The sequence below is a fragment of the Nonomuraea sp. GTA35 genome, from assembly GCF_041950525.1.
Classification (GTDB): Bacteria; Actinomycetota; Actinomycetes; order Streptosporangiales; family Streptosporangiaceae; genus Nonomuraea.
The window spans coordinates 103916-129942 of record NZ_JBGNUV010000016.1 but is presented as its reverse complement, the minus strand read 5'-3'; the positions used below and the strand labels follow the sequence as shown (position 1 = coordinate 129942).

The following is a 26027-nucleotide window of genomic DNA, read 5'->3' as shown; positions in this document are numbered from 1 at the left end:
TCATCGGGGCGTGATCGAGGGCCGCACCTCCGGGCAGCGGACCCCGTCGGCCGGGACCGACTGCGAGATCAGGTACCGGTCGATCGCGCCGACGGTGCACTCGCTCCGGCCGTACACGCTGTGCCCCGAGCCTTCGTAGGTGAGCACGCGGGCCTCGGCACCGATCTGCTCGGCCGTGCTGAGCGTCCACTGGTAGCCGGTGGCGGGGTCGTTCAGCGAGGAGGCCAGCAGGATGGGCGGGGTGGCGTCCACCCGCAGGCGGTGCTGCGGGTTGGGAATGGGCGTGGGCTGGCCCAGGCAGCCGGCGATCCGGCCCAGCGCGGGCGGGCTGTACCTCATGTCCCTGGCCTGCGGCGCCTGCCGGCGCAGGAGCGAGGCGTATGTCGGGTAGTCGGCGACCGGCAGGTGGAAATCCTGGCAGAACACCGGCGTACTGACCCTCACCTCCTCGTCCTTCGCGGCGCTCATCGCCGGGTTCGGGCTGCCGGTGTCGATGGCCACCAGCATCTGGGCGAGTTCCGCCCAGTTGGGGTTGTAGAGTCCGGCGAACGCTGTGTCCACCAGCGTGTAGGCGTCCATGGGTACGTCCGGCGTGCCCGGCTCGTGCAGTTCCCCGCGGTCGGCCCGCTCAAGAAGCCCCTTCCAGAACGCCCGGATGTCCTTGCCGTTCAGCGCGCACGACGCCGTTGCCTCACACCAGGTGACGAACTGGTCGAACGCCCCCGCCGCGTGCGTGGCCGCGGTGTTCAAGTAGCTCGCGGTGTTCACGCTGTGGTCGAAGTTCGAGTCGAGCGCGATCGCCCTGACCTTGTGGGGGAAGCGCTCGGCGTATGCCTGGCCGATCAGGGTGCCGTGCGAGACGCCGTAGTAGGTGAGCTGGTCGTCGCCCAGCGCCGCACGGAGAGCCTCCACGTCACGCGCGACGTCCAGCGAGCTCACATGGTCGTACAGCGATCCGGTGCGTGCTCGGCAGTCCTGTCGCAGCCGCTGGTTGAACGACATCCAGGCGTCCATGTCCGCCTGGTTCTTGATGAGCGGGTGTGGACGTTGCCGCACCAGTGTCGCAGAGCACATCACGGGGTGGCTGCGTCCTACCCCGCGCGGGTCGAACCCGACGATGTCGAAACGGCCGCGAAGCTCGGCGCTGAAGTAACTGCTGCCGTGCACCACGAAGTCGACACCGGAGCCGCCCGGCCCGCCGGGGTTGACGACCAGAGAGCCGACCCGGGCAGCCGGGATGGCGGCCTTGCGCCGGGCCACCGCCAGGCCGACGGTAGCGCCGCCGGGGGTGTCCCAGTCGATGGGCACCTTCAGCGTGCCGCATTCGGCGGTCGTGTCCTCGGGGCACGGCGCCCAGATGATCGTCTGCGAGGGAGCAGCGTCACTAGCGACGTCTTCCGGAAGCAGGCTGATGATCAAGGATGAAACGGCTGCGAGCAAGATGTGGGTCTTCATGCGATCCTTCGTGGTCAGCGATGAGACCCGGGGGCCCAGTGACTTCACGATCATGCGACCACCCACATAACCCCGCCATAACCGTCGGCTTGTCCACCAGCCACCGCATCATCGCCATCGGCTGCGCCAGGCTCGGGCTCCCACCAGTCCACGCCGTGGCCCCGGCACTACGAAAGGTAAAGGCAAGCCAACCGTGCCCTCTATCTCATCGCACTCGCCCGCATGGCCTGGTGCCCGCGCACCCGCGCGTACGTCACCCGCCGCACCACCGAAGGCAAGTCCAAGAAAGAGATCATCCGCTGTCTCAAACGCTACATCGCCCGCGAACTGTTCAAGGCCCTAACCAGCCAGAAGACAACGAACAACGACCTACCAGCACAGAGGAGCATCGGGGCGGTTCATGCTGCCTCATCTTTTGCGGCAACTCCAGTCATCGCGTTAGCAGCGTAAACCCGCCCGGCGGGGTTGATTTTGCCGGGCGGGCAACGCGGATCCAAGGACTCCGAGAACTCTGATCAGCCGCCGCACTCGGGTATACGCGTTGCGGACAGCGTGATACCGGAGACGCGAACGCCGCCGAGACCCTTCCATACAAAGTCGCAGAAGTATGTTCTGCCGCCGCCTTTGAAATGGACGTATCCCGACCAGGCAAGGGGCTGGACCCCGATTCCATCGGAATTGAGCGAGTAGTATTGCGGGCAGTTGTACGACTTTTGTGCCGGGCTGCCGTCGGACGCGAAGTAGTGGTAGGTCACTCGCGACCCGCAGGCTTGAGCTCCTGACGACGCTGCCAAAGCCTGCGGAGGAGCTACAGCAGCTGGTGCGGCCAGACCGCCGACGACCATGGTTCCCAACGCCATGACGGTCAGAGCGTGACGAATACGCATTGATCCACTTCCCCTTCTTGGATTCCGGGTCTGGTGCCTGATCACATCGAGCACCGCGGGCGTGGTGGTCTTCACCCATCCGGCGTTCGCCCGTTGAGGTCTTGCACTGGCATGCCCCTGTTGTGAAGCTTCGAGCCCCGAGGATCAGCCGGATCCGTAGTGGTTCTGGCCCGCTGCTCTGGCTTCGATTTCTGTTGTAGCGGACCCCTTGGTTGTCCAGCGAGGATGGACCTGCTTGACAAACAACCAGCAGCCCGGCCGAGGGGTGTGACCTGGGGCGGGAACAATCCTGAGGGTTGTCCAGAACCGCGCAGGTTTTCATCATTTGACGAGCCGCAGCACAGGCGTCAGCATGCTGGTCAAGCTTGTCTTGCGGCACGCGATTTCTTGATCACAGTTTGTGATGACGTTGACCTTTCACTGTCACTGGGGATGAGAGCGATGGGACGTCCTGAACGTGTGCTGGATCCGGAGAACGATCCACTTCATCGGTTCGCGTTCGAGCTCAGGCAACTGAGAGTCAAGGCCGGTGGGCCCAGCTATCGGCAGCTTTCGAGGCGTGCGCATTTCTCGGTTACGGCCCTGTCGGAGGCGGCCGGTGGAGTGGTCGTCCCGAGTCTGGCGGTCACACTCGCGTACGTGGAGGCGTGCGACGGCGATCGCGACGAGTGGGAAGGTCGATGGCATGCCTTGATCCGCGCACTCGCTCCGGACGATTCCGTCCCCGAAGAAAGCACCGCCCCTTATCTGGGGTTGGCCCCGTTCGGGCCGGAGGATGCGGCCCTGTTCTTCGGGCGCGAACGGCTGATACGACACCTACGCGAACGCCTGGCCGGCTCGTCTTTCCTTGCGTTGTTCGGCCCCTCGGGAGCCGGGAAGTCATCAGTGCTGCGGGCGGGCCTGTTGCCGGCTCTCGCGGGAGCCGAAGCAGAGGGGAACGGCAGCGCATGGCTGGCTGTTCTGCTCACCCCCGGCGAGCGGCCGCTCCGGCAGCTGTCCATCCACCTGGCCAACGCGCAAGGCATCGCGGCCGGCCCGTTCCATGAGGAGCTCGCCGCCTCACCGGAGGCCATCCGCACGCTGTGCGCCCAGACGCTGAGCGGCGCAGCAGACGGAACCCGCCTGGCGATCGTCGTTGATCAGTTCGAGGAGACGTTCACCCTCTGTCATGACGAGCGAGAGCGCGGCGGCTTCGTGGCGGCGCTCTTGGCCGCCGCTCGCGAACCGCAGGTGCGGGTCGTGCTCGGTGTGCGCGCCGACTTCTACGGGCATTGCGCCCGCTACCCCGCCCTTGTGTCGGCATTGCAGGACAACCAGGTGTTGATCGGGCCGATGGAGGAGGACGAACTGCGCGCCGCCATCAGCGGACCGGCCCGGCAGGCGGGGGTGAAGGCCGATGCGGAGCTGGTGGATCTGGTCGTGGACGAAGCACGTGGACAGACGGGTGCGCTGTCGTTGGTCTCGCACGCCCTACTGGAGACCTGGCGGCACCGTACGGGAGCGTCGCTCACCACGGCCGCGTTCCGCTCGGCGGGAGGGCTGCGCGGCGCGGTCTCGCAGACCGCCGAGCGCGTCCACGACGAGCTCGACGCGGCTGAACAAGACATCGCCAAGGGAGTCTTCCTTAGGCTGACCATGCCGGGGGACGGGACCGAGGACACCCGCAGGCGTGCGTCCCGCGCCGAACTCGAAGCGAGCAGGCAGGGCCGGCGAACTGCCAAAGTGCTGGACACGTTGATCGCCGCGCGGCTGGTCGTGGCCGAGGAGAACACCGTGACCATCGCGCACGAGGCGTTGATCCGGGGCTGGCCCCGATTACGTGGCTGGCTGGAGGAGGATCGCGAGCGCTTGCACGCCCACCGGCGCCTGGCCGAGGCCGCCACCGACTGGGACCAGCACGGCCGGGACGAGGCGTTCCTGTATCGCGGCAAGCGCCTGTCGCACTGGCACGACCACCCGGCGGAAGCGCTCAATAACCTCGAACGCGATTTCCTCGACGCGGGCCATCGTCGCGAGGCGGCCGAGTCCGCGGGCCGACGCCGGCGCGCCCGCCTGGCACTGACCGTGCTCGTGGCTACGACCGTTGTGGTCAGCGTGCTGGCCGCTGTCGCCGTGTTCCAGGCCGGTGAAGCCCGCGAGCAGCGCGACGTGGCGCTCTCTCGCCAGCTCGCGGCCGAGGCACGCGCCGAACTGGAGTTGAACCCCGGGCGCGGGCTGGCTCTGGCGAGACGGGCGTACGGGCTGTGGCCGACGGTCGAAGCCGAGTCGGTTCTGCGGCAGGGCATCGTCGAAGATCACCTCCTGGCGACAGTCCCTGGGCTGGGACGAGCGTTGGGGGTGGCGTTCAGCCCGGACGGCACTAGCCTGGCCGCCAGTTCGGCCGACGGCCTCGTCCGCGTGTGGCCGTGGCTCTCGGGCAGGGTGTCCCCCGAGCCGCCGATCGTGCTGCGCGGGCATCGCGGAGAGGCGTTAAGTCCGAAATTCAGCCCGGACGGGCGGCGTCTGGCAGTCCCGGGGACCGATGCGACGATCCGGATCTGGGATCTGTCCGGCGATACCCAGCGCATCGCCCTCACCGGGCACGACGGTGCGGTGTGGAACGTGGCGTTCAGTCCCGACGGGCGACGTCTGGCCAGCGCCGGTAAGGACGGCACGATTCGCCTCTGGGACACCGACGGCACCGGCACCCCACAGGTCCTGCGCGGCCACAAGGGGGAGAGCACGACCGTGGCGTTCAGCCTGGACGGACGGACGCTGGCCAGCGCCGGCCACGACGCGACCATACGCCTGTGGCCCCTGAAGGGACGCGGCGAACCCCGGGTCCTGCGCGGACACACGGCGGCGATCAAGACCGTGGCGTTCAGCCCGGACGGGCGACTGCTCGCCAGCGTGAGCATCGATGGCACGGCCCGCGTGTGGCAGACCACCGGAGACGCGCCACCCGTCGTGCTGCACGGGCATCAAGGCTCGGTCGAGGGGGTGGCCTTCAGCCACGACGGGCACTGGCTGGCCACCACGAGCGACGACTCCACGATCCGTGTCTGGTCGCCCACGGGAGCCGGGGATCCGCTCGTCCTGCGCGGACACGACCGGGTCGTGTGGGGCGCGGCGTTCAGCGCCGACGGAACCAGGCTGGTGACCGCGGGCGACGACGGCACCCTCCGGATCTGGGACCCGCGAGGCATGGGCCAGGCATCGGTGTTGCGCGGCCACAAGGGGGCGGCGTGGGTCGCGGTGTCCGCCCTCGACGGCCGGCGGGTGTTCAGCGGGGATGTGGACGGCACCGTACTGAGCTGGGACCGGCCCACCGGCAGGCGACGCGTGCTGACCCGGCACGAGGCAGAGGTCGCGGGCCTGGCGGTGAGCCCAGACGGGCGCCGCGTGGCCAGCACCGGGAGAGATGGCACCATTCAGGTCACCGACGCCGACGGTGGGGCGAAGCCCGTGGTGCTGCGGGGCCACAAGGGCCCGGCGTGGATCGCCGCGTTCAGCCCGGACGGCCGGTGGCTGGCCAGCGCCGGCCATGACGGCACGCTGCGTGTCTGGGACGTCACCGGTGCCAAGTCCCCGCTGATCCGGTGGGCCGACTCCAACCAGATCCGCTATGCCGCCTTCAGCCCGGACGGCCGCCAGGTCGCGACCGGCGGGCAGGACGGCACCGTACGGATCTGGGACCCTCACCGCGACCTGCCGCCCCTGGTCCTGCGCGGCCACCAGGGCCTCGTGTGGGCGGTCGCCTTCAGTCCGGACGGGCGGCGCCTGGCCAGCGCGGGCACTGACGGCACCGTCAGGATCTGGCCCACCTCAGGCCAGGGAGAACCCCTGGTGCTACGCGGCCACCAGAGCATGGTCTGGTCCGTCGCCTTCAGCCCGGACGGGCGATGGGTGGCGGGGACCGGCCACGATGGGACTGTCCGCATCTGGCGTACCGACGCGGCCGCCCCTCCCATTACCGTGGGAGGCTTCGCCGCCACCGTGGAAAGCATCCAGTTCTCCGGCTTCCCCGGCGACGGAAGACTCCTGCTGACCGCGCACGGCGACGGCACCGTGCGCCTGTGGCGATGCACCGCCTGCGAGCCGATCGACGATCTCCTCGCCCGCGTCAACCGGCAGCTCTCCAGACAATGACGTGGGCGGAGTCAGCGCTCGCCGGGATCTTGTAACGGTTCGGTTGCTCTGGGTCGTCCGGCTGGCTTTCAGAGAATGAGGGCGATCTTTCCTGTCATCTGGCCCCGTAGGAAGTGCTCGTGCGCTTCTTGCACGTTTTCCAGGCTGTATTCGGAGTCAACTCGTACCTTGACCTGGCCCGCATCTACAATCTTGGCCAGTTCGGCGAGCCCTGCGCCGTCCTCGCGCACCTGGTTGACCGTGGTGCGGACCGCTCGGTGGGACAGATCCGGCACGGGTCCGGCTTGCGTGGCGATGGAGGCGTAGCGGCCTTCATCGGCCACGGCTTCGGTGACAAAGGCGCCGAAGGTGTCGAAGACGGCGTCATAGGCGGCTACGGGGAGCGTGGCGCGCTCCGTGGTGGCCCATTCGGCCCCCAACTCCTTGGCTACCTCGATCTGGGCTGGTCTGGAAACCAGCGCGTCTACCCGGGCGCCGCGCGCTCGGGCCAGTTGTACGGCAAGGCCTCCTACCGCGCCGACCGCTCCTGCCACCAAAAGGCGTTCTCCTGCGCGGATGTTCAGCCAGTCCAGCGTCTGCGAGGCGGTGAGCCCAGGCAACGGCAGTGTCGCCGCCTCCACCAGACTGATCCTCGAGGGGGCGGCGGCAAGCGAGCCGGCGGGCATGGCCACGAGATCGGCCCAGGTTCCTCGTCCGGTTCCAAGCTGGTGAGACATCCCGAAGACCCGTTCACCCACGGGCAGTCCACTGGTCGGGTTGTCGACGACGATGCCCGCCAGTTCCCAGCCCAAGGTCATCGGCAGTGGTGGCGTTCCCTCCCCGATGGCCCCCTGACGGGTCTTGTCATCAACGGGATTGATGGCAGAGGCAACGACGCGTACCAGCACCTCGCCCTCCAACAGGCCAGGTGCTGGCACCTCAGCAATGGTTAGGACGTCAGGGTCGCCAAAGCGGTCGATCCGCACAGCACGCATGTTCAACTCCCTAAGAGTTCGATCGGCATCTAACAATAGGAGAGACTCTTAACGCGCTCCTCAGAGGTGGGCTTTCGCACTCCCTGAAGATCGTTAGGGAATAGGCCTCAGCATGCCACCCCCGCCCCGACCTCGCCGTCCGGCCAGGTCGAGTGGTGCAACGGCAGACCCAACCATGTCCCGCGTGGCCCGGGTGACCCGACCGATGGTTGTCTTCCGCGCCGCCGCCCTGGAGTCGATGCGCTGGCTCGGCATCTCGGCCGGTCCGTCGCTGGGCGGCGCTCGAATCGGCCTTCTTACCGCAGTTCCATGACGCGGGGTTCTCCGGCGGCACGGTCTGGTTCGGTGGCGCACTATTCTCCGGCGGCACGGTCTCGTTCACCCGCCCGAAGTTCTCCGGCGGCGGCGTTGACTTCTCACGTGCCGCCAACTGGCCCACAGGGGTCGAGGGGCTTCCCCGAGCGAGCGCCAGGTCTTCGCTGGCCAACGCTCCTCGGTCCTCCTGGCTCTGAAGAAGCCCCTGAGCGCGAGGCCGGCCGCGCCGCGCTGGAGGCCCTGCGGCGGCTGGGGGAGGCGATCGCGCCCACGCAGGGCGACCTCGCCATCAAGGCCGGCGCCACCGGCCGCCTGCTGGCCGGCAACGGCCGCTACGAGTTCGCGCCGCTGCGCATCGCCGAGGTCGACCAGGCCGACGTCGACATTCTTGCCGCGGCCGCCCGGGTGCTCGGCGACCCGCACGCGAGCCAGGCCGTACGCGACGGCCTGGAGGACGGCCGCGCCGACCTGCCCGCCGGCGAACTGGTCAAGCGCGCCGCCCAGCTGGCCGGGCTGCTGGACCTGGCCGACACCGGCGACACCGTCATGCTCCGCGAGCGCCTGGCCGCCGCCGGCCCCACCGACGACGTGGTGCTCACCCGCCTCGAAGAGGACGCCTACCGGCGCACCGTGACCCGGCTGAACGCCATGTGGGCGCTCGGCGACCCGCTCGCCCGGTTCATCTACGCTCGGCCGCACCCGCATACAGCTCCTCGACCATCCTCCACCCTTCATGAACGGAGGCGGACTCACCCGGCGCCGCCGGTAACAGCGGTGGCGGATCCGGAGGCATGGCACGCACCTCGGCCACGGCCCGGCGGAGGAGCTCGGCGACGTCGTCCCCCGTCAGCTCGCCGGCAGCGCGGGCCTGGCCGATGAGGCGTGCCAGCACCGCCGCGACCTGGTCCAGCCGGCCGCGGACATCGCGCAACGCTCGTCTGGACAGGCCCAGGGTGTCGGCCGCAGGAGACGTGCCGGCCATGGTGGTGGCCACCTCCAGCAGCTTCCCGGCGGTGGCGGCGATGTCGATCAGCCGGTAGGCCTGTGCCCGGCTGATGCCGAACTCGCAGGCGGCGTACTGTGCCCACGAGGAAGTAGCCCAGGGGGCGCCCGCCTCGCCGGCCCCCTCTGCCGTCGATCTGCTGCAATGGGCTGCAACTCTTCAAGGCGGCGCTGAGTCTGATGACGTCCGGTGCGGCGAGGCGTTTCGGGTTCACCGTGTTGTCGGGCGATCAGCTTTGCAGCGTGAGGGGGCCGAGGTCGTGGACGACCTCGGCCAGGGCGCGGATGGGCTCGTTGTCCGTGTCGCTGCGCCACACCATCGCGTACGGCAGGGGCCCCATGTCGGTGACCGGTAGGTAGGTGATGTCCGGTCGTATCCAGTAGCGGGTCATGTGGGCGGGGAAGAGTACGACGATCTCGGCCATGCCGGCGAGGGTGATGGCCTCTTCGGTGTTTTGCACCAGGGCGCCGCGCTCGATGGTGCGGCCGCGGCGGGTTGCGCGTGGGATGTAGGCGTCGTACCAGTAGTCGGGCTGGGTGTCGGAGTGTGGGTGCTGGAAGTCGGCGGCGATCTCCAGGGAGATCGACGTGCGCTGGGTGAGCTCGTGGTCGGTGGCGATGGCCAGTACCCGGGGTTCGGCGAACAGGACTGGTCCCACGGTGAGGTCGGGTTCGTCGATGGGCAGCCAGGCGATCAGGATGTCGATGTCTCCGCGGCGCAGCGTGGTGAAGGCGTCGCTGAACTGGGATTTTTGGACGCGCAGCTTCCACTGCGGGTGGCGGAGGCGGAAGACGTCCCAGTAGGGGCGCAGGTCGTAGGCGTTGGCGGGGAGCATGCCGATGCGCAGGGTGGCGGTGATGCCCTGGCCGGCGAGCCGGGCGCGCTCCATGCTGTCCTTGAGCCCGGCGTAGAGAGGCCGCAGGTCGTCGCGGAGCTGCTGTCCGACCGGCGTCAGCCGTACGCTGCGGTTGGTGCGCTCGAACAGCGGGGCGCCGATCTGCCGTTCCTGCTTCTGGATCGCCTGGGTGACGCGGGCGGGTGACAGGCACAGCCGGGTGGCGGTGCGGCCGAAGTGCAGTTCCTCGGCCAGGGTCAGGAAGATCTCGATGTCACGTAGTTCCATGCCTGGCTGCTCCGTTTACTCCCACTGGAGATGATCTTTCGAGGTTCGTTGTTCCGGGTGCTTACCGTGCTTGATCCTTGGATCGCACGAACCGTTCGTGGTTCTGGCCACGATCACTGACCGGTCAAACCAGGAATCACCAGGACAAACACTTTGCGCACGATCCGGTTCCGGTGTTCCTCAGCCCCGGGCCGTAGCTGTTGACCTGGCAGCGAGTCGGACAAGTCCACCATGCGCCCGGCGTTATCCACATGCCGGGGTTTCCCCGGCCAGGCGCACCACCAGGTCCCGGATTTTCTCTCGTCCGCGGGCGGGCTGGTCCGGTTCGGATACGTTCAGCGCTGGTGGGCCAGGCGGCGGCGCCTGGCTCGCGGCGTACCTGGCCTGACCAGCCGAACACCCGGAGCGCGATCAAGTACAGGAGATGGAAGAGGCACAAGCACCGGTCGTGCCCATCCCACCGTCGCAGGTCGATCCGCAGGTGAAGCCCTGTGCAGCGACTTTGAAGCGGTACAGGCCTCATTTCCTGTCCAGGAACGCTCGCGGATCCTTCGCGTGGGTCAGTTTCGCCTGTACGTCAGCTGTCGCAGTGCGGCCTCGGCCGGTCCCCTTCGCCCGCCCGAAGCCAGCAGCGCGGCGAGCGCCACGGTGGCCAGCCAGGTCACCACGGCGATGCCGGACGCCGCGGCGTCGCCGACGCGCGTGCCGAGCCCTCCCGCGTAGGGGGCGAACACCGCGACGAAGATCACCGACTGGAGCAGGTAGCAGGTCAGCGACCACTGGCCGCAGGCCGCGAGGGCCCTGACGAGCGGGCCGGGATAGCCGCGCCGCTCCCGGCCGACGATGAGTCCGATGATCGCCGCGTACGCGAGGCCGCCGGCGATGCCGGTCACGCTGTGCAGCGCGTACGCGGATACGGACACCAGATCCGACGGCGTCCAGATCCGTGTGTCGATCAGCATCAGCGGAACCGCGCCGACGACGGCCAGCATCGTACCCACGACGGCGACGCGGGAGGGCAGGTCCCGGTTCGACAGCGGGTCCTCCAGTACGCGGCGCCGGGCCGCCCAGACTCCGAACAGGAAGGCCGGCACCACGCTGGCGGCGAAGTAGGTGGGCGTCATTCCGGACCATCCGATGAGCCGCATCACGATCGCCTCGATCGGATCCGCCATGGCGGCGGGCGTGTCGCCCTTGGGTGCGGAGATGGTGAGCAGCCCGAAACCGAACAGCACCACGACATGCAGCGCCGATCCAACCGCCGCGGCCCGTAGCACGGCCCGGTCTTCGCGCCGGATGAAGCCGACGAGCACGAGCCCGACCAGCCCATATGCCCCGAGGATGTCACCGAAGAACAGCAGCAGCGCGTGGCAGAACCCGAATGCCAGCAGCCACAGACTCCGGCGACGCAGTACGGTGCGCACCTGCGGCCAGCTTCTGCCTGTGGCGAGTTGCCGGTTGGTGAGCTGGACCAGGCCGTAGCCGAACAGGGCTGCGAACATGGGCAGCGCTCGCCCGTCCACGAGGAGAATCTGCGCCCCGGCGACCAGCTTGTCGACAGCGGTGCCGTCCAAGGCATAGCCGCGGAAGCCCGCCTCGTGGCCGGACAGGTACATGTGCGCATGCGCCAACGCGATGAGCAGCAGCATCAGCCCACGCGCGAGGTCGGGGGCGAGCGCCCGCCGGGTGAGGGGAGTGGCCTTGTGAACGGGGGCCGGTGGAGCGATGGACATGGTTGACCTCTCACATCAAAGAGACCCTCCTTGGCTGCTCAGGCGTAATCCGCAGAGGGGGTGTCTGGTTGCTCCGGTCGTGCGGGTCCGACCGGAGGAGTCCGCTGGAAACCAGATTTAGCTACGAATGTGTAGCTACGAGCGTATAGCTACAGTAGCGTAGCTTGCGTGAGTGGGCCAGGAGGTACGCCCCGCCGCGCAGCGAACACAAGGAGAGACCCATGACCATCGAACTTCCGGAGCCACCGCCCACCGAGGTGCGCCTTGACTGGAACGCCAGGACCGGTGTGTCCCATACGACGTTGACCACGCACATGTGGACCGCCCCGCCGTTGCGCCGTGGTTCGCAGATCCATGACAAGGCGTTCGACGCGCTCCGCGATCTCAACGCCGACCTCGCGCGCTTCCTGCCCTGGTACTCCCACCCCCGGTTGGCGGTGCCCGCCCTGACTCCGCCCACCGCCGATGAGACGTCGTGGAACTTCCAGCTGCTCGACCCGTTCGTGGAGGACTTCATGGACGCGGCCCAGGGCCGGCCGGTCGTGGCGAACTTCGCCACGATCCCCGCCTGGATGTTCGTCACTCCCGAGCCGGTACCGGTCGCGGAGGATCCCCATGAGACCCACTGGGACTACGAGCAGGGCACCGAACTGCGCGACCCCACGTTGCGGGAGGTCGCCGACTACTTCTACCGGATCGCGAGCTGGTACATCGCGGGCGGTTTCACCGACGAACTCGGCCGGTGGCACGAATCGGGCCACCGCTACCGCTTCGCGTACTGGGAGGTGCTGTGCGAGCCCGACATGGGGCACCGCATCCCGCCCGAGCTGTACACGCGGCTCTACGACGCCATCGTGGAGCGGCTGCGTCCTCTCGACCCGGAGATGAAGTTCATCGGGTTGTCCCTGAGCCCGGTCGCCCGCGAGCCGGAATACTTCTGGCACTTCCTGAACGCGGCCAACCACGCCGACGGCATCCCCCTGGACGCGTTCTCCTACCACTTCTACGCCTCCCCTGAGATCGTGAACCCGATCTCCGAACACGGCAACGCACCCTTCGAGCACTGGCGCGGGCTCTTCTTCGCCCAGGCCGAGGCGTTCCTCGACCAGGTACGCCACATCGACGCCATCCGCCGCCGGCTCGCACCCGGGACCCGGACCTTCATCAACGAACTGGGGTCATACCCGCCGGACCTGATGAACCCGGCCCCCACGATCCCGGAGGAGTACTGGGCGCTCAGCGCGTCGATGCAGTCCTACCTGTGGGCTCGGCTCGTCGAACTCGGAGTGGATCTCGTCGGCATCGCGGAGTTCATGGACTATCCGGGCATGATTCCCGGCACGACGCTCGTCGACTGGGAAAGCGGCGCGCCCAACGCCCGGTACCGGGCTCTCCAGCTGCTGCTGCGCCACTTCGCGCCCGGCGACTCGCTCGTCACCACGGCTACCCAGATGTTCGGCTATCCCGACAGCCGCATCCATGCTCAGGGTTTCGTCACGGCGGACGGTGATCGCAAACTCCTGCTCGTGAACAAGACGGCCGACCCCATCACCATCGCGATCACCGCCGATGAGGCGCATCTCGGCCAGGTGGAGCAGACGGGCGTCAGCAGCGGGCCAGGAGAACCGGTGAGCTCGCCGGCGCGACCCGGTGAACCTGTCGTCATGGACGCTTTCGCCACGGCCGTCATCTCGTTCTGACCGCTTCCACCGCGGCCGGGTGACCCCGGCCCGGTCGCGGTGCGCCCGCCTCCTCCACAAGTAAGATGGGCCCTGGGGTCGATCAAGGGGCGCCGATTGGGAGATCACAGCGGCCGGACGCGGCGCAGTGCCGAAGAAGTGGCCAACGCCATCCACGCCGCAGTGCTGGAAGAGGTACTCGAGGTCGGCGTCGGCCGGCTGACCATGGAAGGCATCGGCAGGCGGGCGGCAACCGCCCGTACCACGCTGTACCGTCGCTGGTCAGACCCGATCGAGGTGCTACTGGACGCGCTCTACCACGCGCATCCGGTCGAGGAACCCACCCCAGGAGCCGACGACCTGCGCGGCGACCTGATCCGATCGCTCCAGCTCATGCGCGCCTGGATGCTCAGCCCGGCAGGCCGAGCGGTCGCGGCCATCCTCACCGATCCCCTGGGGGCCGGGCAGGTCTCCGAAGCGCTCTTCGAGAACGTCTTCTCCCGGCGGGGAGGCACGTTCACCAGCACGGTGCTGCACCACTACGCCCATCGCGGACACTTCCCCGCCGCGTTGCTCACCCCCGTGGTCGCCGACATCGGCGAGGCACTGGTCACCAAGCGCCTGCTGGACGGCACGCCTCCCAGCGACGCGGACCTGGCCGACATCGTCGACCAGGCCATCCTTCCGGCCGTGGGCCTCGCCGCTCACCACGCGAAGGCCGACGCAGAGAGCGGTTGACCTTCGGTCTCGGCTTCACCGTCGCGCATCCGCGCTCCAGCGGCGCGCCTTGCCGGCCGGACCTGCTGCGGATGGCCGCCTCGCTGATAAGCGGTGACCCCAGCGGCGGGACCGCGCCCCCAATTCACGGTCCCGAAACCGCGCGGCGGACCGCGTCGGCCGATGCCCGCGTCCGGGCCGATCCTCAAGGAAGCCGACAGCTGAACAGGTAGTCGCGGCGCCTATGGTCCATCGCGGCGCTCGCCCAAGCTCGGCCAGGCACTGCGCAGAGCCAAGCGCGACGGCCTGCACTACCTGGTGCTGGACGGCACCCTGATCCCCATCGACCGGATCGCCGCCGACCGGCCGTACTTCTCCGGCAAGCATCGCGTGCACGGCATGAACATCCAGGTCATCGCCGCACCAGACGGAACGATCCTGTGGACCTCGGGGGCACTGCCGGGCAAGACCCATGACCTGAGCGCCGCCCGCATCTGGGGCATCCTGCGCGCATTTCGAGCAGGCCGGGATCATCACCCTGGACGGCAAGGCCTACCAGGGAGCCGAAGGCCCGGTCCGCACCCCGTACAAAGGCAAGAACAAACCCGCCTCCCAGAAGCAGGCCAACCGCTCCCACGCCCGACTCCGCGGCCCCGGTGAGCGCGCGAACGCCCAACTGAAGAGCTGGAAGATCCCCCGGAAGCCACGCTGCAGCCCTTCCAAGGCAGCGGGGGGCCGCAGGACGTCCCGCCAGTCGGCGGGCCAGTTGGCTGGCGCGAGAATCCCCATGATGACCAGGTGGACGGGAGCGGCGACGCTTTCGAACCAGGCGTCGTGGGTGACGATGTGGGTGGTGGTCGCGCCGGTGAGCACGTACACGAGCGTGGTGGCCGTGCTCTCCCGCTGAGCCGCGCGGCGGGCGCCGCCGGGCGCCGCCGGGCGTCAGCGGGTGGCCAGGGCCGTGCGCACCAGCTCGCCGGGGTAGCCGGGGTGCAGCCCCTCCGGGCGGAACAGGATCCGGTACATGATCGGCGCTACCACGCGGTCCAGCACCGTCTCCACCTCCGGGGCGGGCTCCGCGCGCCGCCGCGCCCGGTCGAGGATGATCTCGACCTGGCCGGCGGCGTAGGCGGAGCACTGCCCCGCGTTCGTGCCGTCCGGATCGCCGAGCAGCGCGTCCCGGATGTAGGCGCGGCCCGGCGGCGAGGACATCTCGTCGAGGAAGTGCTCCGCCCAGGCCGTGAGGTCGGCTTCCAGGGCGCCGTGGTCGGCCGGCGGCGCCTCGGGGCGCAGGCGCTCGACCGCCACGTCCGACAGCAGCTCCTGCAGATCCCCCCAGCGGCGATAGACGGTCGAGGGCGTGACCCCGGCCCTGGCCGCGATGGCCGGGATGGTCAGCGCCGCCCGGCCCTGCTCGGCCTCCAGCTCCCGCACCGCGGCGTGCACCGCCTCCTGCACCCGCGCGCTGCGTCCTCCCGGGCGGGCCATGGTCTTACGACTCATGCCAGTGATGCTAGATGAGTCCCGATGCCGGTGAGTCGCGTCAAGCCGCGGCCGGCGCCGGCAGGCCGGCCCGCCCGTACGCCGACTCGTACGCCGACCCGGCCCGCAGCACCGTGGCCTCGGCCAGCGCCCGGCCGATGAGCTGCATGCCGATGGGCAGGCCGGACTCGTCATGGCCGACGGGGAGGGTCAGCGCGGGCACGCCGGTGATGTTCGCGGGCGCGCTGAGGCGTACGTAGGCGTCGGAGACGGCCTCCACGGTCCCGTCGGGCCAGGCCACGCTCTCCTGCCCGGCCGGGACGGCGGTCATCGGGACCGCGGGCGCCGCGATCAGGTCCACCCGCTCGAACAGGCTCGCCCACGCCTGCCGCATGAGCGTGCGCGCCCGCCGGGCCCGCACGTGGTCGGCGGCCGGGATCAGCGCGCCGGCTTCCAGGAGCACGCGCACGTCGGGGGCGTACCGGTCGGGCGTCGTGCGCAGGGTCGGCTCATGGTAGGCCGTGGCCTCGGGCACCATCAGCCCCCATTGGGTGGCCTGGACATAGCGCGCGTAGGGGATCTCCACCTCGACCGGCTCGGCCCCGAGATCCGCCAGCCGGCCGACGGCCGCCCGTACGGCGCCTTCGACGGCGGGGGCGACGTGCTCGAAGTAGTGGTTGACCGGCACCCCCACGCGCAGACCCCGCAGGTCCCCGCCCGGCGCCGGCCGGAACGCGGCGGCGGGCCGGCTCGCCGGGTCCCTGGGGTCGTGCCCGGCCAGCGCGGGCAGCACGAGCGCGGCGTCCGCCACGGTCCTGGTGATCGGCCCGACGTGGTCGAGCGACCACGAGAGGGGCACCACGCCGTGCCGCGAGACCAGCCCGTACGTCGGCTTGAGCCCCACGACCCCGTTGAGCGCGGCGGGCACGCGGATGGAGCCTCCCGTGTCCGTGCCCAGCGCGAACAGCGCGGTCCCGGCCGCCACGGCCACCGCCGAGCCGCCGCTCGACCCGCCCGCGATCCGGCCGCCGTCCCAGGCGTTGCGCGTCTGGGGCGTCGTCAGCCCGTACGCGAACTCGTGCGTGTGCGTCTTGCCCACCAGGATCGCCCCGGCCCGCGCCAGCCGGGCCGCCACGCCGCTGTCGGCGGTGGCGAGGTGGCCGTCCCTGGCCCGGGAGCCGGCCCCGGTCGGCAGGCCGGCCACGTCGATGAGGTCCTTCAGCCCGAACGGGATGCCGTGCAGCGGCCCTCGGTACCGGCCGGCGGCGATCTCGCGCTCGGCCTCGGCGGCGGAGGCGCGGGCGGACTCGGCGAGCACGGCCGCGTACGCCTGGAGCGGCCCTTCGACGGCCTCCATCCGGGCCAGCACGGAGCCGGTCAGCTCCACCGGGGACAGCTCGCGGCGGCCGATGGCGGCAGCCGCTTCGGCGAGGGTCAGCTCAAAGGGTGACATCGGCGGCCTCCCATCCCGCGGGCCACGCGCCAGGAGCGGTCTCGCCGAGCTCCAGCTCGCGCAGCGTGCTCACGACGGCGGCGATGTGGTCGGCGGTGGCGGCCACGACGGCGTGGCGCTCCTCCTCCAGCGGCAGCCCGGCGCGGTCCGCCCAGCGGGCGGCCTCCTGGGCGGTGAGTCGGTCGGTCATCAGCGGACTCCTAAAGCTAAGATTTCGCGTTAATGGACTATAGGGAGGTAGTGTGCGCTAACGCAAACTTTTAGCTTTAGAAGGGAAACTCCGATGACCTCCTGGACGGCGGGCGAGCTGACCATCCACCGCGTGGACGAGATCGAGCTGCCCCCGCAGACCGGCCCCTGGCTGCTGCCTGAGGCCACTCCTGACGTGGTGGCCGCCACCCCGGGGTTGCGCCCCGCCTTCGCCGACGACGCCGGCGGGCTGCGCCTGTCCAGCCACAGCTTCGTCTTCACCACCGCCGGCCTGCGGGTCCTGGTGGACACCGGCATCGGCAACGGCAAGCGCCGCGCCAACCCCGCCTGGGACAACCTGGACACCCCGTACCTGAGCCGCCTCGCCGCCGCCGGTTACACCCCCGAGGACATCGACCTGGTGATCCTCACGCACCTGCACACCGACCACGTCGGCTGGAACACCCTCCCCGACGGCACCCCCACCTTCCCCAACGCCCGGTACGTGACCTCGCGCACCGAGTGGGACCACTGGGCGTCGGCGGACATGGACGAGCCCAGGCGGGCGATGTTCCGCGACTCGGTCCACCCCGTCCGGGACGCCGGCCTGCTCGACCTCGTGGACGTGCCCGCCGGCGGCGTCGAGACGGCCCCCGGTGTGCGGCTCGTCCCCACACCCGGCCACACCCCCGGCCACGTCGCCGTCCAGGCGGGCACGGCCCTGATCACGGGCGACTGCGTCCACCATCCCGTACAACTCCGCCACCCGGACATCACGAGCTGCGTGGACGTCGATCCCCGCCAGGCGGTCGCGACCCGGCGGCGGCTGCTCTCGTCGCTGGCCGGCACCGGCACCCTGCTGCTGGGCAGCCACTTCGCCCCGCCCACCGGCGGCATGGTGGAGCGGGACGGTGACGGGTTCGCCCTGGCGGTCCGACCCGCAACCGCGCCGTAACCCTCGCGGCGCCGCGAGGGTTACGGTCGTGGCGGTGCGCCGCCGTTCGCGGGGGCAGTCCCAGGGGGCGCAGATCACGGAGATCGTGGCGGTGTCCGCGGAGGGCGTCGTGGTGGCTGACAACCGGGCACGGGCGTTCTATGTGCTGGACCGGTCGGGCAGGGAGCTCTGGCGGGATCGCGCCGCGTACGCCGTGGGCGCCGGCGTGATCTGGCAGGCACGCAGTCCCGACCCGGTGTTCTCCGGCTCGGCTGTGATCTTCTTCGTCTGTTGCGTGCGTGCTCGTCTCGCTACGGTTTGTTCCGTCCGTTGGCGCGCCAGGCGTCGATATCGGCCTGGCCACGGCTTGGCACCTCACGATCGCGCTGGCTCAGCCGGAAGTTCTCGAGATGTGGCCACGACCAGCGAACCTTCCGCGCCACGCGACGTCGTCGACCGCGAGCCACGGCGCAGCGGCCAGGGCCGTGGGCGTGAGCCCGGCGAACGTCGCAACCTCCCGGTGCAGGTGGGATTGGTCGACGTAGCCGCTCTCGACGGCAACGCGGGCGGCGGCGTGACCCGCCGCGAGCAGGTGGGAGGCATGGTCGAAGCGCACCAACCGGGCGGCGCGTCTGGGTGTCATGCCGAGCTGGGACCCAAAACGGGACCACAGGCGCTTGCGGCTCCAGCCGACCTCGTCTGCCAGGCCGTCGACCCGCACCTGCCCCCGGCTGGTGAGCGTCCGCCGCCAGGCGTAGGCGACCTCGGGGCCGAGGCTCCAGCCAGCTCGCCGACTCCCCGGCCAGTCGCCCGGAGGTCGCCGGGCAGAAGCCCGACGACGACACTGCCGTGCTCGTGCCGACCATGGGTTTCGTAGACGACGCCGGCTCCCTCGCTCAGATCGACGAACAGGGTGACGGACGGGTACGCGACCATGGAGATGTCCACCCATGCCCGGTCAGGTGACGTCCCGGTCGGCAACAGATGGCCAGTCCAGGCATCAGGCATTACGGGTGGTCGACGGCCCCCGTTGCCGTGAAGCTCAGCAGCAGTTTGCCGACCGTCTCGGGCGCTTCCAGCATGGGCAGGTGCCCGACGCCTGGCAGCAACTCGACCCGGGCGTCCGGCACCGCGTCGTACCGGTGCGCCGAGGACGGCTCCCAGCGGGGATCCGCAGCACCGAAGATCACCTGTACGGGGACCCCGAGGGCGGCCAGACGCTCGGGCACGCTCCGCGCGGCGATGTAGGCGGTGTTCTGGCGCAGCACCGTCCGCATCGCGCGGTAGGTGATGCCCCGTACGTCGGCGACCACGTCGTCCGGGAGGACCACCGGGCGGACCGCCGTCGCGCTGATCCCCTTGCGGATCATCGCATCCGAACGCCTCGGCCAGATGAGCGGGCCCAACGGCGGGGCCAGCAGCACCCGAAGAATGAACGGCTGCCGGAGGAGCGCATCCGGGCTCGGGCCGGTGCTGATCAACGAAAGCGAACCGACGAGGTCGGGACGTTGCTCGGCGAGCGCGGTGGCGACGTAGCCGCCGCTGGAGTGCCCGGCCACGGCGACGTGACGAAGCCCATGGTCGTCCAGCAGCGCCGCCACCTGACCCGCCTGCGCGGGCACGTCATACGACGGCGCAGGCGGGGACTGGCCGCAACCCGGCAGGTCGACCCGGACGACGTGATGGTGGCCGGCCAGCGCCGGGACCACCGGACCCCAGAAACCGCCCGAGGCCCCCGACCCGTGGATGAGCAGCAACGGCGGCGCCTGCCGCGGGCCGTCATGGACCACGTGCATCCCGTGCGAGTGCTCAATGTCGTATTCACTCATGGGGAGACTGTGCACGGGCGGCCGGCAGCCAGTCTTGGACAAATGTTCCCGCGGACTCGAAACCCGGGCGGCCATCACCATGACGGCTGTACCAAGGCCCTGCTTCGTGGTGTCGGTCCGTGCTCTGTACGGGCGGCCCAACCTGCACTACTTCGGCCAGTCCAAGCGGTCCACGGGGGGCCGACCTGGCCGGCGGTGGTGTCGGTACGGGTCAGGGCAGGACGCGGTAGGTCACGTGCTGAGCCGAGTCCGACGATCGCGAGTACACCTGCTCGAGGTTCAGCGGCGGGACGCCGTCGAACAGTCGCGTGCCGGCGCCGAGGGTGAACGGCACGATGTGCAGTCGCATCTCGTTGATCAGGCCGGCGGCGAGGTACTGGTTGACGGTGGTCGCGCCGCCGTGGACGGAGATGTCGCCGTCGCCGGCTGCCTCGCGTGCGCGCTTCATCGCGGCCTCGATGCCGTCGGTGACGAAGTAGAACGTGGTCCCGCCGTCCATCGGCTGCGGATCACGCGGGTGGTGGGTGAGCACGAAGACCGAGCCGTGGTACGGCGGGTTGTCGCCCCACCAGCCGTTCCACTCCCGGTCCCACTCGCCACGCACCGGACCGAACATGTTGCGGCCCATGATGAATGCCTTGGCTGTCATCATCCGGGAGATCTCGGGGTGCTTTTCCGGACCCTCGACGTACCAGGCGTGCAGCCTGTCGCCCCAGCCGTCGCCGCCGTCGTCGCCGAACGGGCGCTGTTCGCTCTGGTTGTGCCCGGCCGCGTACCCGTCGAGCGTGATCGTGAGATCGCAGGTCACCTTGCCCGTACCTGTGGTCATTGCCCCAGTCCTTCTCGTGACGATCTGTCTGGTATCAGCATGGAGGCAGACGAGGCATGACGTCTAATGCCAAACTGGCGGCTCTAGCATTCATATTCTTGATGAATGCTCGATCTGGTCCACCTCAAGCTCCTTGGGGTGCCGTCAACGCGGATGTCATCAGCCGCCATTTGGGTGCTGACGTGCGCAGTCAGTGAGTACGGCGGCGGGGCGCGAGCACCTCGGTGACCTTGGCGATGGCTTCAGCACCGGGTCTGACGTAGCGCATGGCGGTGCGCGGGTTCTTGTGCCGGGTCTTGCCCATGATGAGCTGCAGCGGAGTGGCGAAGCTGGCGCAGGTCGAGCCCGGCGTACTTGTCCAGCAGGACGCGGGCGCGGTCGTAGCCGAGCCGGGCTCGGCCGGTGTGCGGGCAGATGCAAGCGGCCGCCGGGCGGCGGGCGGGGACCGGGCGGCGTTCGGACAAGAACAGCGGACCGTGCGTACGCGTGCTGCCGTCCGGGAGGCGGCCGGGGAGCCGTCTTCGAGGTCCCCGGCCCGGTCAAGGACGGGCGCCTCGACAGACCCGTCTGGACGCGGACGGGTGACGCGCTGCTCTCCACGGGCCGGGTGTTCGCGGACGGCGAGTTCCAGGTCGCTGGCGCGCTGGTGATCAGGTCCGGCTCGCGGAGTTCGCGTTTCGTCCCGTTGCGGGACGAGGGCCTGGTCAGCCGGCTGCACTGGAACGCCGACGGCGAAACCATGGCAGCGGCGGTCGCGCTCGACACCGACGGCGACGGCGTCTGGGAGACGGCCGAACTGCGCAGCTTCGACGGCCGAGGCCACCAGGTGGGGCGGCTGCCGAAGGTAGGGGCGCCCATGGCCGACCAGTGGATCTCCCCGTCGGGCCGCAGGTTCCTCGCCGACTGCGCGGGACGGCCCGCCCTGTGCGTGCACGAGACCTCGTCGGGGCGGCTGCTGGCCAGATGCGAGCGCAAGATCGTGCGCGTGATGGGCTGATACGGCGATCACGCGCTGCTGACCTGGGAGAAGGACGCCGAGGGCCGTCGGTTCTCGGCCGTCTTGGTCGATCTCTGGGGCAACGCCGTCGACACGATCGCCACGTCCGAGACCGATCTGTGGCTCGCCTACTCCTGACCCGCGCTGGCCGGCTACCCGCCTTGGAGCGCGCGCCCGGCCGTCACGGACTACCGGACACCGCCTGGGCAGTCACGGGCTCGGGCTGCAGGCCCTTACCCTGCCATGGCGACCTACCCTTGCCGCGTGCTCGCGCAGCATCTTTCCAGGCGGCGCGAGCGAGTGCTGAGCTTGGCGAGCTGGTCGGCCTGCACAACGACTCGATGGCGCTCGCCGACTTCCGCCGCGGGACCCTGAGCGGCCGCTGCGGAAGGTGTGACATCTGAAACGCCTGGAGACGCGCTCAGCACTACGTATCCGTCACCGCCGAGGACGTCACTGACGCCCTCACCGTTACCAGCAAGCTCCGCTCCGTCTGCCCCGGATCAGCTCCACCAGTCCCGCTCGGGCAGCCTGAGCCACACGTCAGGTTGATCCGTGAGCGATCGGGCGTCGGTCGGCCGCAGGCCCGCGCCAGCGAAGCAGTAGGCCACGGCGTGGCCATGGTAGAGGTAGGTAGTGAGGATCTCCTGCGTGGATGCGGCGGCGGAGACGCTGCCCCCGCCGGGGTGGGTGTCCCATTCCTCGATGACGCCGTCGCGGGCGACGGCTCCCTGGTTGCCGCTCTTGGGGTTGGCGAACATCCCGTAGCAGACGGTGTCGACCGACAAGCGCTTGATGAGGCCGGGCGTGTCCGCGTTGTAGCCCCACGGCTGGAAGACGACGCATCCGCCGGGCACGTCCGTGAGGCCGATGATGGCCAGGGCGTTGTCGAGGTCGGAGAAGGGATCGTCCATGAGCTCTGCCACGTCGTCGTCATCGGCCGGTACGGCCTCCAGTCGCCGTGCCGCCTCGGCCGCGGTGACGCCGGCCACACACGCGACGCTGAAGCCGTCGTCCGCTTCCTGGCCCAACGCGGTGATCAAACGCCTGGCCTCGGCTACGGTGGCGCTCTCCGCGGCGGACAGTCCGGCTTCGCCGTCAGGAACAGGCAGCAGGTCAGGGATGGGGGTGGCCAGGCTGAGCCGTCCTGGGGACCATCCGTTCATCATCGGCCGCCACGGATCCGCTCCGGCGGCGACCAAGGAGCGGACGTTGTCGGGACGGTTGTGGAAGACGGCACCCCAGAGGGCGGTACGGCCCTCCCGTTCGGCATCGACGTCGTCGACGCGCTGGGCCAATTCGGCGACCACTTCGGGCGAACCGCATTCGGCGGCAGCGTGCAGCGGCCGTACGTGGAAGTACACGCCTGTGTTGGGGTCGGCGCCCGCGTCGAGCCGGGCGCGGATCAGGTCGAGCTTCTTCCAGTCGTCCCAGCCGATGCCGGACCATCCGCTTCCGTCGTTGCCGACCATGACACTCCTTGGGGGTACGAGATCTATGGAGGCCGATCATGGCGTACGGCACCGACATCCTTGGCCGCTGATCGAGTCAGTGGACCTCGAACGTGGCAAGGACCAGCTTCCCGTCATGACCCTTGCCGGATCCTTCCGTACGTTCCGAGCGAGCGGGGGACGACGGCATCGTCCGGAGGCGGCTGTGGCAGACCAGCCCGGCACCACGCAGACCTGCCCCGATCCACCCCCGGGCCCGTACGGAACCCTTTCGCCCGACGTGCCCCGCCGGCGGCGGCGTTGAGGCACGGCGGGGGAGCGGTTGGCCCCCGAGCAGGCCCGGTTCGCCGTACCGCTCCTACTCGCAGGCGGGCCTGCTCGGGCGGCAGCAGGAACTGCCCGGCGACGCGGCGCTGCGCGGCGACACCGGAGTGCAACGCGTCGGGTTGTGCTGGAGCCTGTACGAACTGGTGAACGGCCGATGACCGGAACCCGGCCACAGCGAGAGAACCGTCTGGTCGGCTGGACCAAGAGAGTGTCTTCAACTCCATATGTGATCTTGAGAAACCGAGAGATCGGTTCGAGATCAGAGAAGACGTTAGCTGGTGATATCGCGAAGAGGCCGGTATGAGCCCACGTCATCGCAGGTCAATGGGTATGACGTTCCGACTTCACCACAACGAGCAGACCCGCCGTGATCAGCCCGCCGGCGTGCAGGCAGAGCGTCGGGACAATGCCGAGCCGCTCGCCGAGCACGCCCGCCAGCGCCATCCCGAGCAGCGACGTGGCAGCCTGGGCGCTGATGAGAAGCCCGAACACCGCGCCCAACCGGTCGTCGCCGGTGACCGTTTGGGCGCATGTGGTGAGTCCCGCCATCGCTGCCGCGGCCGGTAGCCCGGCCAGGGCGATCAGCGCGATGGCAGGCCACAGCTCCCGCGTCAGGAGTGGGTAGGTGAACAGCGCGAGGTCGGCCAGGCCGAAGACGACCGTTCCCCATCCGAACAGCGCCCGCGGCGTGGCGTTCCCCGGGCGGGCGGCGATCGCCAGACCGCCGGCGATCCCACCGACCGCCTGCGCCGACAGGAACAGCCCGTAGGCGTCCCCTTTTCCGCCGAGCACATCTGCCACGAACGGTGCCGCGAGCGTCGCGAAGATGCCCTCGCCCAGCCCTGTGATCAGCGTGTATGCCACGAGCAGGCGCACGCCGCGGTTCTTTCTGGCCAGCCGCAGCCCGGAGACCCATTGCCCGCCCATTGTCGTCGCGGCCGTGGCGCGTCGGCCCACCTGAACGGTGTGCTCGGCCTGCCGGACGACGTGGCAGCAGAGCAGCAGAAGTCTCCCCCGGCGATCTGAACACCTGCGGAACGAGTCCTGTCAGGCGCCACGATGACCAACGCGCTCTGGCTGATCGACGCTCTGTATAACTACTCGTACGAGGTCTGCACAAATACCTGTACGCCGATAACTGCCCTTCCGAAACCGCCACATCACCGCGTTGAACTGTTATCGCAGGTCCGGGATCGGGCCTCGCTCACCCAAGGGCAGGTGAGGCTCGATCAGGGACCATTACTCGCAGGTGAGGTCTCCGCGTGCCATGGCGAAGACCTTTCCGGGGGCGCAGAGGAGACCGCAGGCAATCCCTCTGATCTGAACTCCGTACAGGCTCTAACACCTGTGCGTATACACCTTGAGCACGGATGTGCCGCTAATCTTGATCCACTTGTCTGTCGAGTACGGTCCAAACGATTGGGTGCTGCCGCCGAGGCTTCCGCTCAACACGCAGCCGGCGTCGACGCGGAACGCGTCGACGTCGTAGTAGTGCTTGTAGGCGGACGAATTCTGGCCCCTGACGAGCCACCACGCTGCTCTGTAGCGTGCGGAGCTCCACCCGTTCGTGGCGCAGGGGGGAAGGGCGCCATCGACTCTGGTCGGGCCGTCCTGCCAGCAATTGGTGACGACGACGTCACGATAGCTGGCGTTCTGATTCTCGTTGTAGACGGTGCCTCCGCAGAAGGGGGTCGCGCACTCGCCTGCGGCGGCGGGCCCTGCAGTGAGGCCAGTGAGCAGTCCGCCTGCCACTGCCGCCGTTAGGCCGATCTTGGCGACGGTCGAGCGCATCACCGAACTGAATACCCGCATGGATACCTCGCGTTTCTTGTGGTTGGTCAGCTAATTAGCTGCTGTCCCTGGCCCAAAGCTCCTCGCCGACGGTGGCTGGGCTGTCGGGTGACAGCAAGTCCGACTGCGGCCTGCCGCCCGATCTGGCGGTCAGCCCGGCCATCTTGTCCACTGCCCGGCAGCCCGAGGCGCTGCGCTCAGGGCACAGCCTTGTCTGTCCAGCGACCACCTCCGCCCTGCAGGAGCGTGAGCGGCGTGGCCGAATCCCAGTGTCGAAGCCGAAGGGATTGTCTGGCAGGCCCCCTCCGCCACTTCAGACAAACACCGCTCGGTGGAATAAGCGCCGCAAGCCGTAGCGCAGATCGGCCTCGCATTGTCATGGCGTCTTCGTGCGCGTGCCAGTTGCGTCTTGCAAAACCTGATGGAGGCCGTGATCGGTGAGGTCGCCGCCCGCGGGCGGGCGAAACCTCGGCTTGGTCAGCGCGGACTCCACGACGGCTCGCCCCCCCATCACACCGCGAGGGTGGCCCTCGATCCGTCGTTGCTGCAGGTGTCGGAGAAGGCGGTCGAGGAGGAAAGGGGATTCGCCGAAGGGGCAACAGCCCAAAACGCCGAGCAGGCGAGGGCGGGGACGATCAACGCGCTGGACGCCGGCGGCTGCGGCGACGGCACCGGGTGCGGTTGAAGGCGGCCAGGCTGGAGGGCTGAACAGCAAGGTCCACCTGTCCGTA

Annotated in this window: 21 protein-coding genes and 2 pseudogenes; 9 read left to right on the top strand and 14 right to left on the bottom strand. The window is 69.3% G+C overall.

Annotation, left to right across the window (positions count from 1 at the left end):
- On the bottom strand, positions 1-1260 hold the full coding sequence (locus tag ACBJ32_RS48195; protein ID WP_375132770.1) for an alpha/beta hydrolase: 1260 nt from the start codon (positions 1258-1260) through the stop codon (positions 1-3).
- 375 nt (positions 1261-1635) lie between these two features.
- On the opposite strand from ACBJ32_RS48195, the pseudogene ACBJ32_RS48190 reads away from it, so the two are divergent.
- Positions 1636-1905, top strand: a pseudogene (locus ACBJ32_RS48190) (hypothetical protein); the annotation flags it as partial.
- Positions 1906-1970: 65 nt separating this feature from the next.
- Here ACBJ32_RS48190 and ACBJ32_RS48185 read toward each other — a convergent pair.
- Positions 1971-2417 carry a hypothetical protein gene (locus ACBJ32_RS48185; protein WP_375132611.1) on the bottom strand — a complete coding sequence of 149 codons (447 nt, stop codon included), beginning with the start codon at positions 2415-2417 and terminating at the stop codon, positions 1971-1973.
- A 384-nt stretch (positions 2418-2801) separates the two neighbouring features.
- Here ACBJ32_RS48185 and ACBJ32_RS48180 point away from each other — a divergent pair, with 384 nt between their 5' ends.
- Positions 2802-6470, top strand: a complete 3669-nt coding sequence (locus ACBJ32_RS48180; RefSeq protein ID WP_375132610.1) for a hypothetical protein — start codon at positions 2802-2804, stop codon at positions 6468-6470.
- Between the two features lie 68 nt (positions 6471-6538).
- Here ACBJ32_RS48180 and ACBJ32_RS48175 read toward each other — a convergent pair whose 3' ends face one another.
- Complete coding sequence (locus ACBJ32_RS48175) at positions 6539-7444, bottom strand: NADP-dependent oxidoreductase (protein WP_375132609.1); 906 nt, start codon at positions 7442-7444, stop codon at positions 6539-6541.
- A 420-nt stretch (positions 7445-7864) separates the two neighbouring features.
- Here ACBJ32_RS48175 and ACBJ32_RS48170 point away from each other — a divergent pair, with 420 nt between their 5' ends.
- Entirely contained in the window at positions 7865-8638 is a 774-nt protein-coding gene (locus ACBJ32_RS48170) for a hypothetical protein (protein WP_375132608.1), read from the top strand.
- 353 nt (positions 8639-8991) lie between these two features.
- Here ACBJ32_RS48170 and ACBJ32_RS48165 read toward each other — a convergent pair whose 3' ends face one another.
- Both ACBJ32_RS48165 and ACBJ32_RS48160 read right to left on the bottom strand, forming a co-directional pair.
- Positions 8992-9885, bottom strand: coding sequence for a LysR family transcriptional regulator (locus ACBJ32_RS48165; protein ID WP_375132607.1), 894 nt, complete (start codon positions 9883-9885; stop codon positions 8992-8994).
- Positions 9886-10445: 560 nt separating this feature from the next.
- Complete coding sequence (locus tag ACBJ32_RS48160; RefSeq protein WP_375132606.1) at positions 10446-11534, bottom strand: DUF418 domain-containing protein; 1089 nt, start codon at positions 11532-11534, stop codon at positions 10446-10448.
- A 305-nt stretch (positions 11535-11839) separates the two neighbouring features.
- On the opposite strand from ACBJ32_RS48160, the gene ACBJ32_RS48155 reads away from it, so the two are divergent.
- The 3 genes and pseudogenes from ACBJ32_RS48155 to ACBJ32_RS48145 all read left to right on the top strand — a co-directional run.
- Entirely contained in the window at positions 11840-13318 is a 1479-nt protein-coding gene (locus tag ACBJ32_RS48155) for a hypothetical protein (protein ID WP_375132605.1), read from the top strand.
- A 96-nt stretch (positions 13319-13414) separates the two neighbouring features.
- Positions 13415-14035, top strand: coding sequence for a TetR/AcrR family transcriptional regulator C-terminal ligand-binding domain-containing protein (locus ACBJ32_RS48150; RefSeq protein ID WP_375132604.1), 621 nt, complete (start codon positions 13415-13417; stop codon positions 14033-14035).
- 231 nt (positions 14036-14266) lie between these two features.
- A pseudogene (locus ACBJ32_RS48145) lies at positions 14267-14741 on the top strand (transposase family protein); the annotation flags it as partial.
- 215 nt (positions 14742-14956) lie between these two features.
- Here ACBJ32_RS48145 and ACBJ32_RS48140 read toward each other — a convergent pair.
- The 3 genes from ACBJ32_RS48140 to ACBJ32_RS48130 are packed head-to-tail and all read right to left on the bottom strand — an operon-like array spanning position 14957 to position 17139.
- Positions 14957-15517, bottom strand: a complete 561-nt coding sequence (locus tag ACBJ32_RS48140; protein WP_375132603.1) for a TetR/AcrR family transcriptional regulator — start codon at positions 15515-15517, stop codon at positions 14957-14959.
- 40 nt (positions 15518-15557) lie between these two features.
- Positions 15558-16949, bottom strand: coding sequence for an amidase (locus tag ACBJ32_RS48135; RefSeq protein ID WP_375132602.1), 1392 nt, complete (start codon positions 16947-16949; stop codon positions 15558-15560).
- The gene (locus ACBJ32_RS48130; RefSeq protein WP_043621569.1) at positions 16936-17139 is read right to left on the bottom strand and encodes a hypothetical protein; all 204 of its coding nucleotides are present in this window, start codon (positions 17137-17139) and stop codon (positions 16936-16938) included. The genes ACBJ32_RS48135 and ACBJ32_RS48130 overlap by 14 nt, the downstream gene beginning before the upstream one ends.
- Positions 17140-17232: 93 nt before the next feature.
- On the opposite strand from ACBJ32_RS48130, the gene ACBJ32_RS48125 reads away from it, so the two are divergent.
- Positions 17233-18093, top strand: coding sequence for an MBL fold metallo-hydrolase (locus ACBJ32_RS48125; RefSeq protein ID WP_375132601.1), 861 nt, complete (start codon positions 17233-17235; stop codon positions 18091-18093).
- Positions 18094-18463: 370 nt separating this feature from the next.
- On the opposite strand, the gene ACBJ32_RS48120 is transcribed toward ACBJ32_RS48125, so the two are convergent.
- The 3 genes from ACBJ32_RS48120 to ACBJ32_RS48110 all read right to left on the bottom strand — a co-directional run bounded on the left by ACBJ32_RS48120 (position 18464) and on the right by ACBJ32_RS48110 (position 20730).
- A complete protein-coding gene (locus ACBJ32_RS48120) occupies positions 18464-18793 on the bottom strand; it encodes a helix-turn-helix domain-containing protein (protein ID WP_375132600.1) in 330 nt (109 codons plus the stop codon).
- Positions 18794-19079: 286 nt separating this feature from the next.
- Positions 19080-19901, bottom strand: coding sequence for an alpha/beta fold hydrolase (locus ACBJ32_RS48115; protein ID WP_375132599.1), 822 nt, complete (start codon positions 19899-19901; stop codon positions 19080-19082).
- A gap of 211 nt (positions 19902-20112) precedes the next feature.
- Positions 20113-20730 (bottom strand): dihydrofolate reductase family protein, encoded by a 618-nt coding sequence (locus tag ACBJ32_RS48110; RefSeq protein ID WP_375132598.1) that lies wholly within the window; start codon positions 20728-20730, stop codon positions 20113-20115.
- Between the two features lie 607 nt (positions 20731-21337).
- Here ACBJ32_RS48110 and ACBJ32_RS48105 point away from each other — a divergent pair.
- Positions 21338-21727, top strand: coding sequence for a hypothetical protein (locus ACBJ32_RS48105; protein ID WP_375132597.1), 390 nt, complete (start codon positions 21338-21340; stop codon positions 21725-21727).
- A gap of 503 nt (positions 21728-22230) precedes the next feature.
- Here the strand turns inward: ACBJ32_RS48105 and ACBJ32_RS48100 are convergent.
- The 3 genes from ACBJ32_RS48100 to ACBJ32_RS48090 all read right to left on the bottom strand — a co-directional run bounded on the left by ACBJ32_RS48100 (position 22231) and on the right by ACBJ32_RS48090 (position 25296).
- The gene (locus tag ACBJ32_RS48100) at positions 22231-23199 is read right to left on the bottom strand and encodes an ankyrin repeat domain-containing protein (RefSeq protein ID WP_375132596.1); all 969 of its coding nucleotides are present in this window, start codon (positions 23197-23199) and stop codon (positions 22231-22233) included.
- A 627-nt stretch (positions 23200-23826) separates the two neighbouring features.
- Positions 23827-24462, bottom strand: a complete 636-nt coding sequence (locus ACBJ32_RS48095; RefSeq protein WP_375132595.1) for an MFS transporter — start codon at positions 24460-24462, stop codon at positions 23827-23829.
- 381 nt (positions 24463-24843) lie between these two features.
- Positions 24844-25296: a hypothetical protein gene (locus tag ACBJ32_RS48090; RefSeq protein ID WP_375132594.1), complete on the bottom strand. Its 453-nt coding sequence runs from the start codon at positions 25294-25296 to the stop codon at positions 24844-24846.
- Positions 25297-25726: 430 nt separating this feature from the next.
- Between ACBJ32_RS48090 and ACBJ32_RS48085 the strand changes: the two genes are divergently transcribed.
- Positions 25727-25981, top strand: coding sequence for a hypothetical protein (locus tag ACBJ32_RS48085; protein ID WP_375132593.1), 255 nt, complete (start codon positions 25727-25729; stop codon positions 25979-25981).
- Positions 25982-26027 lie beyond the last annotated feature (46 nt).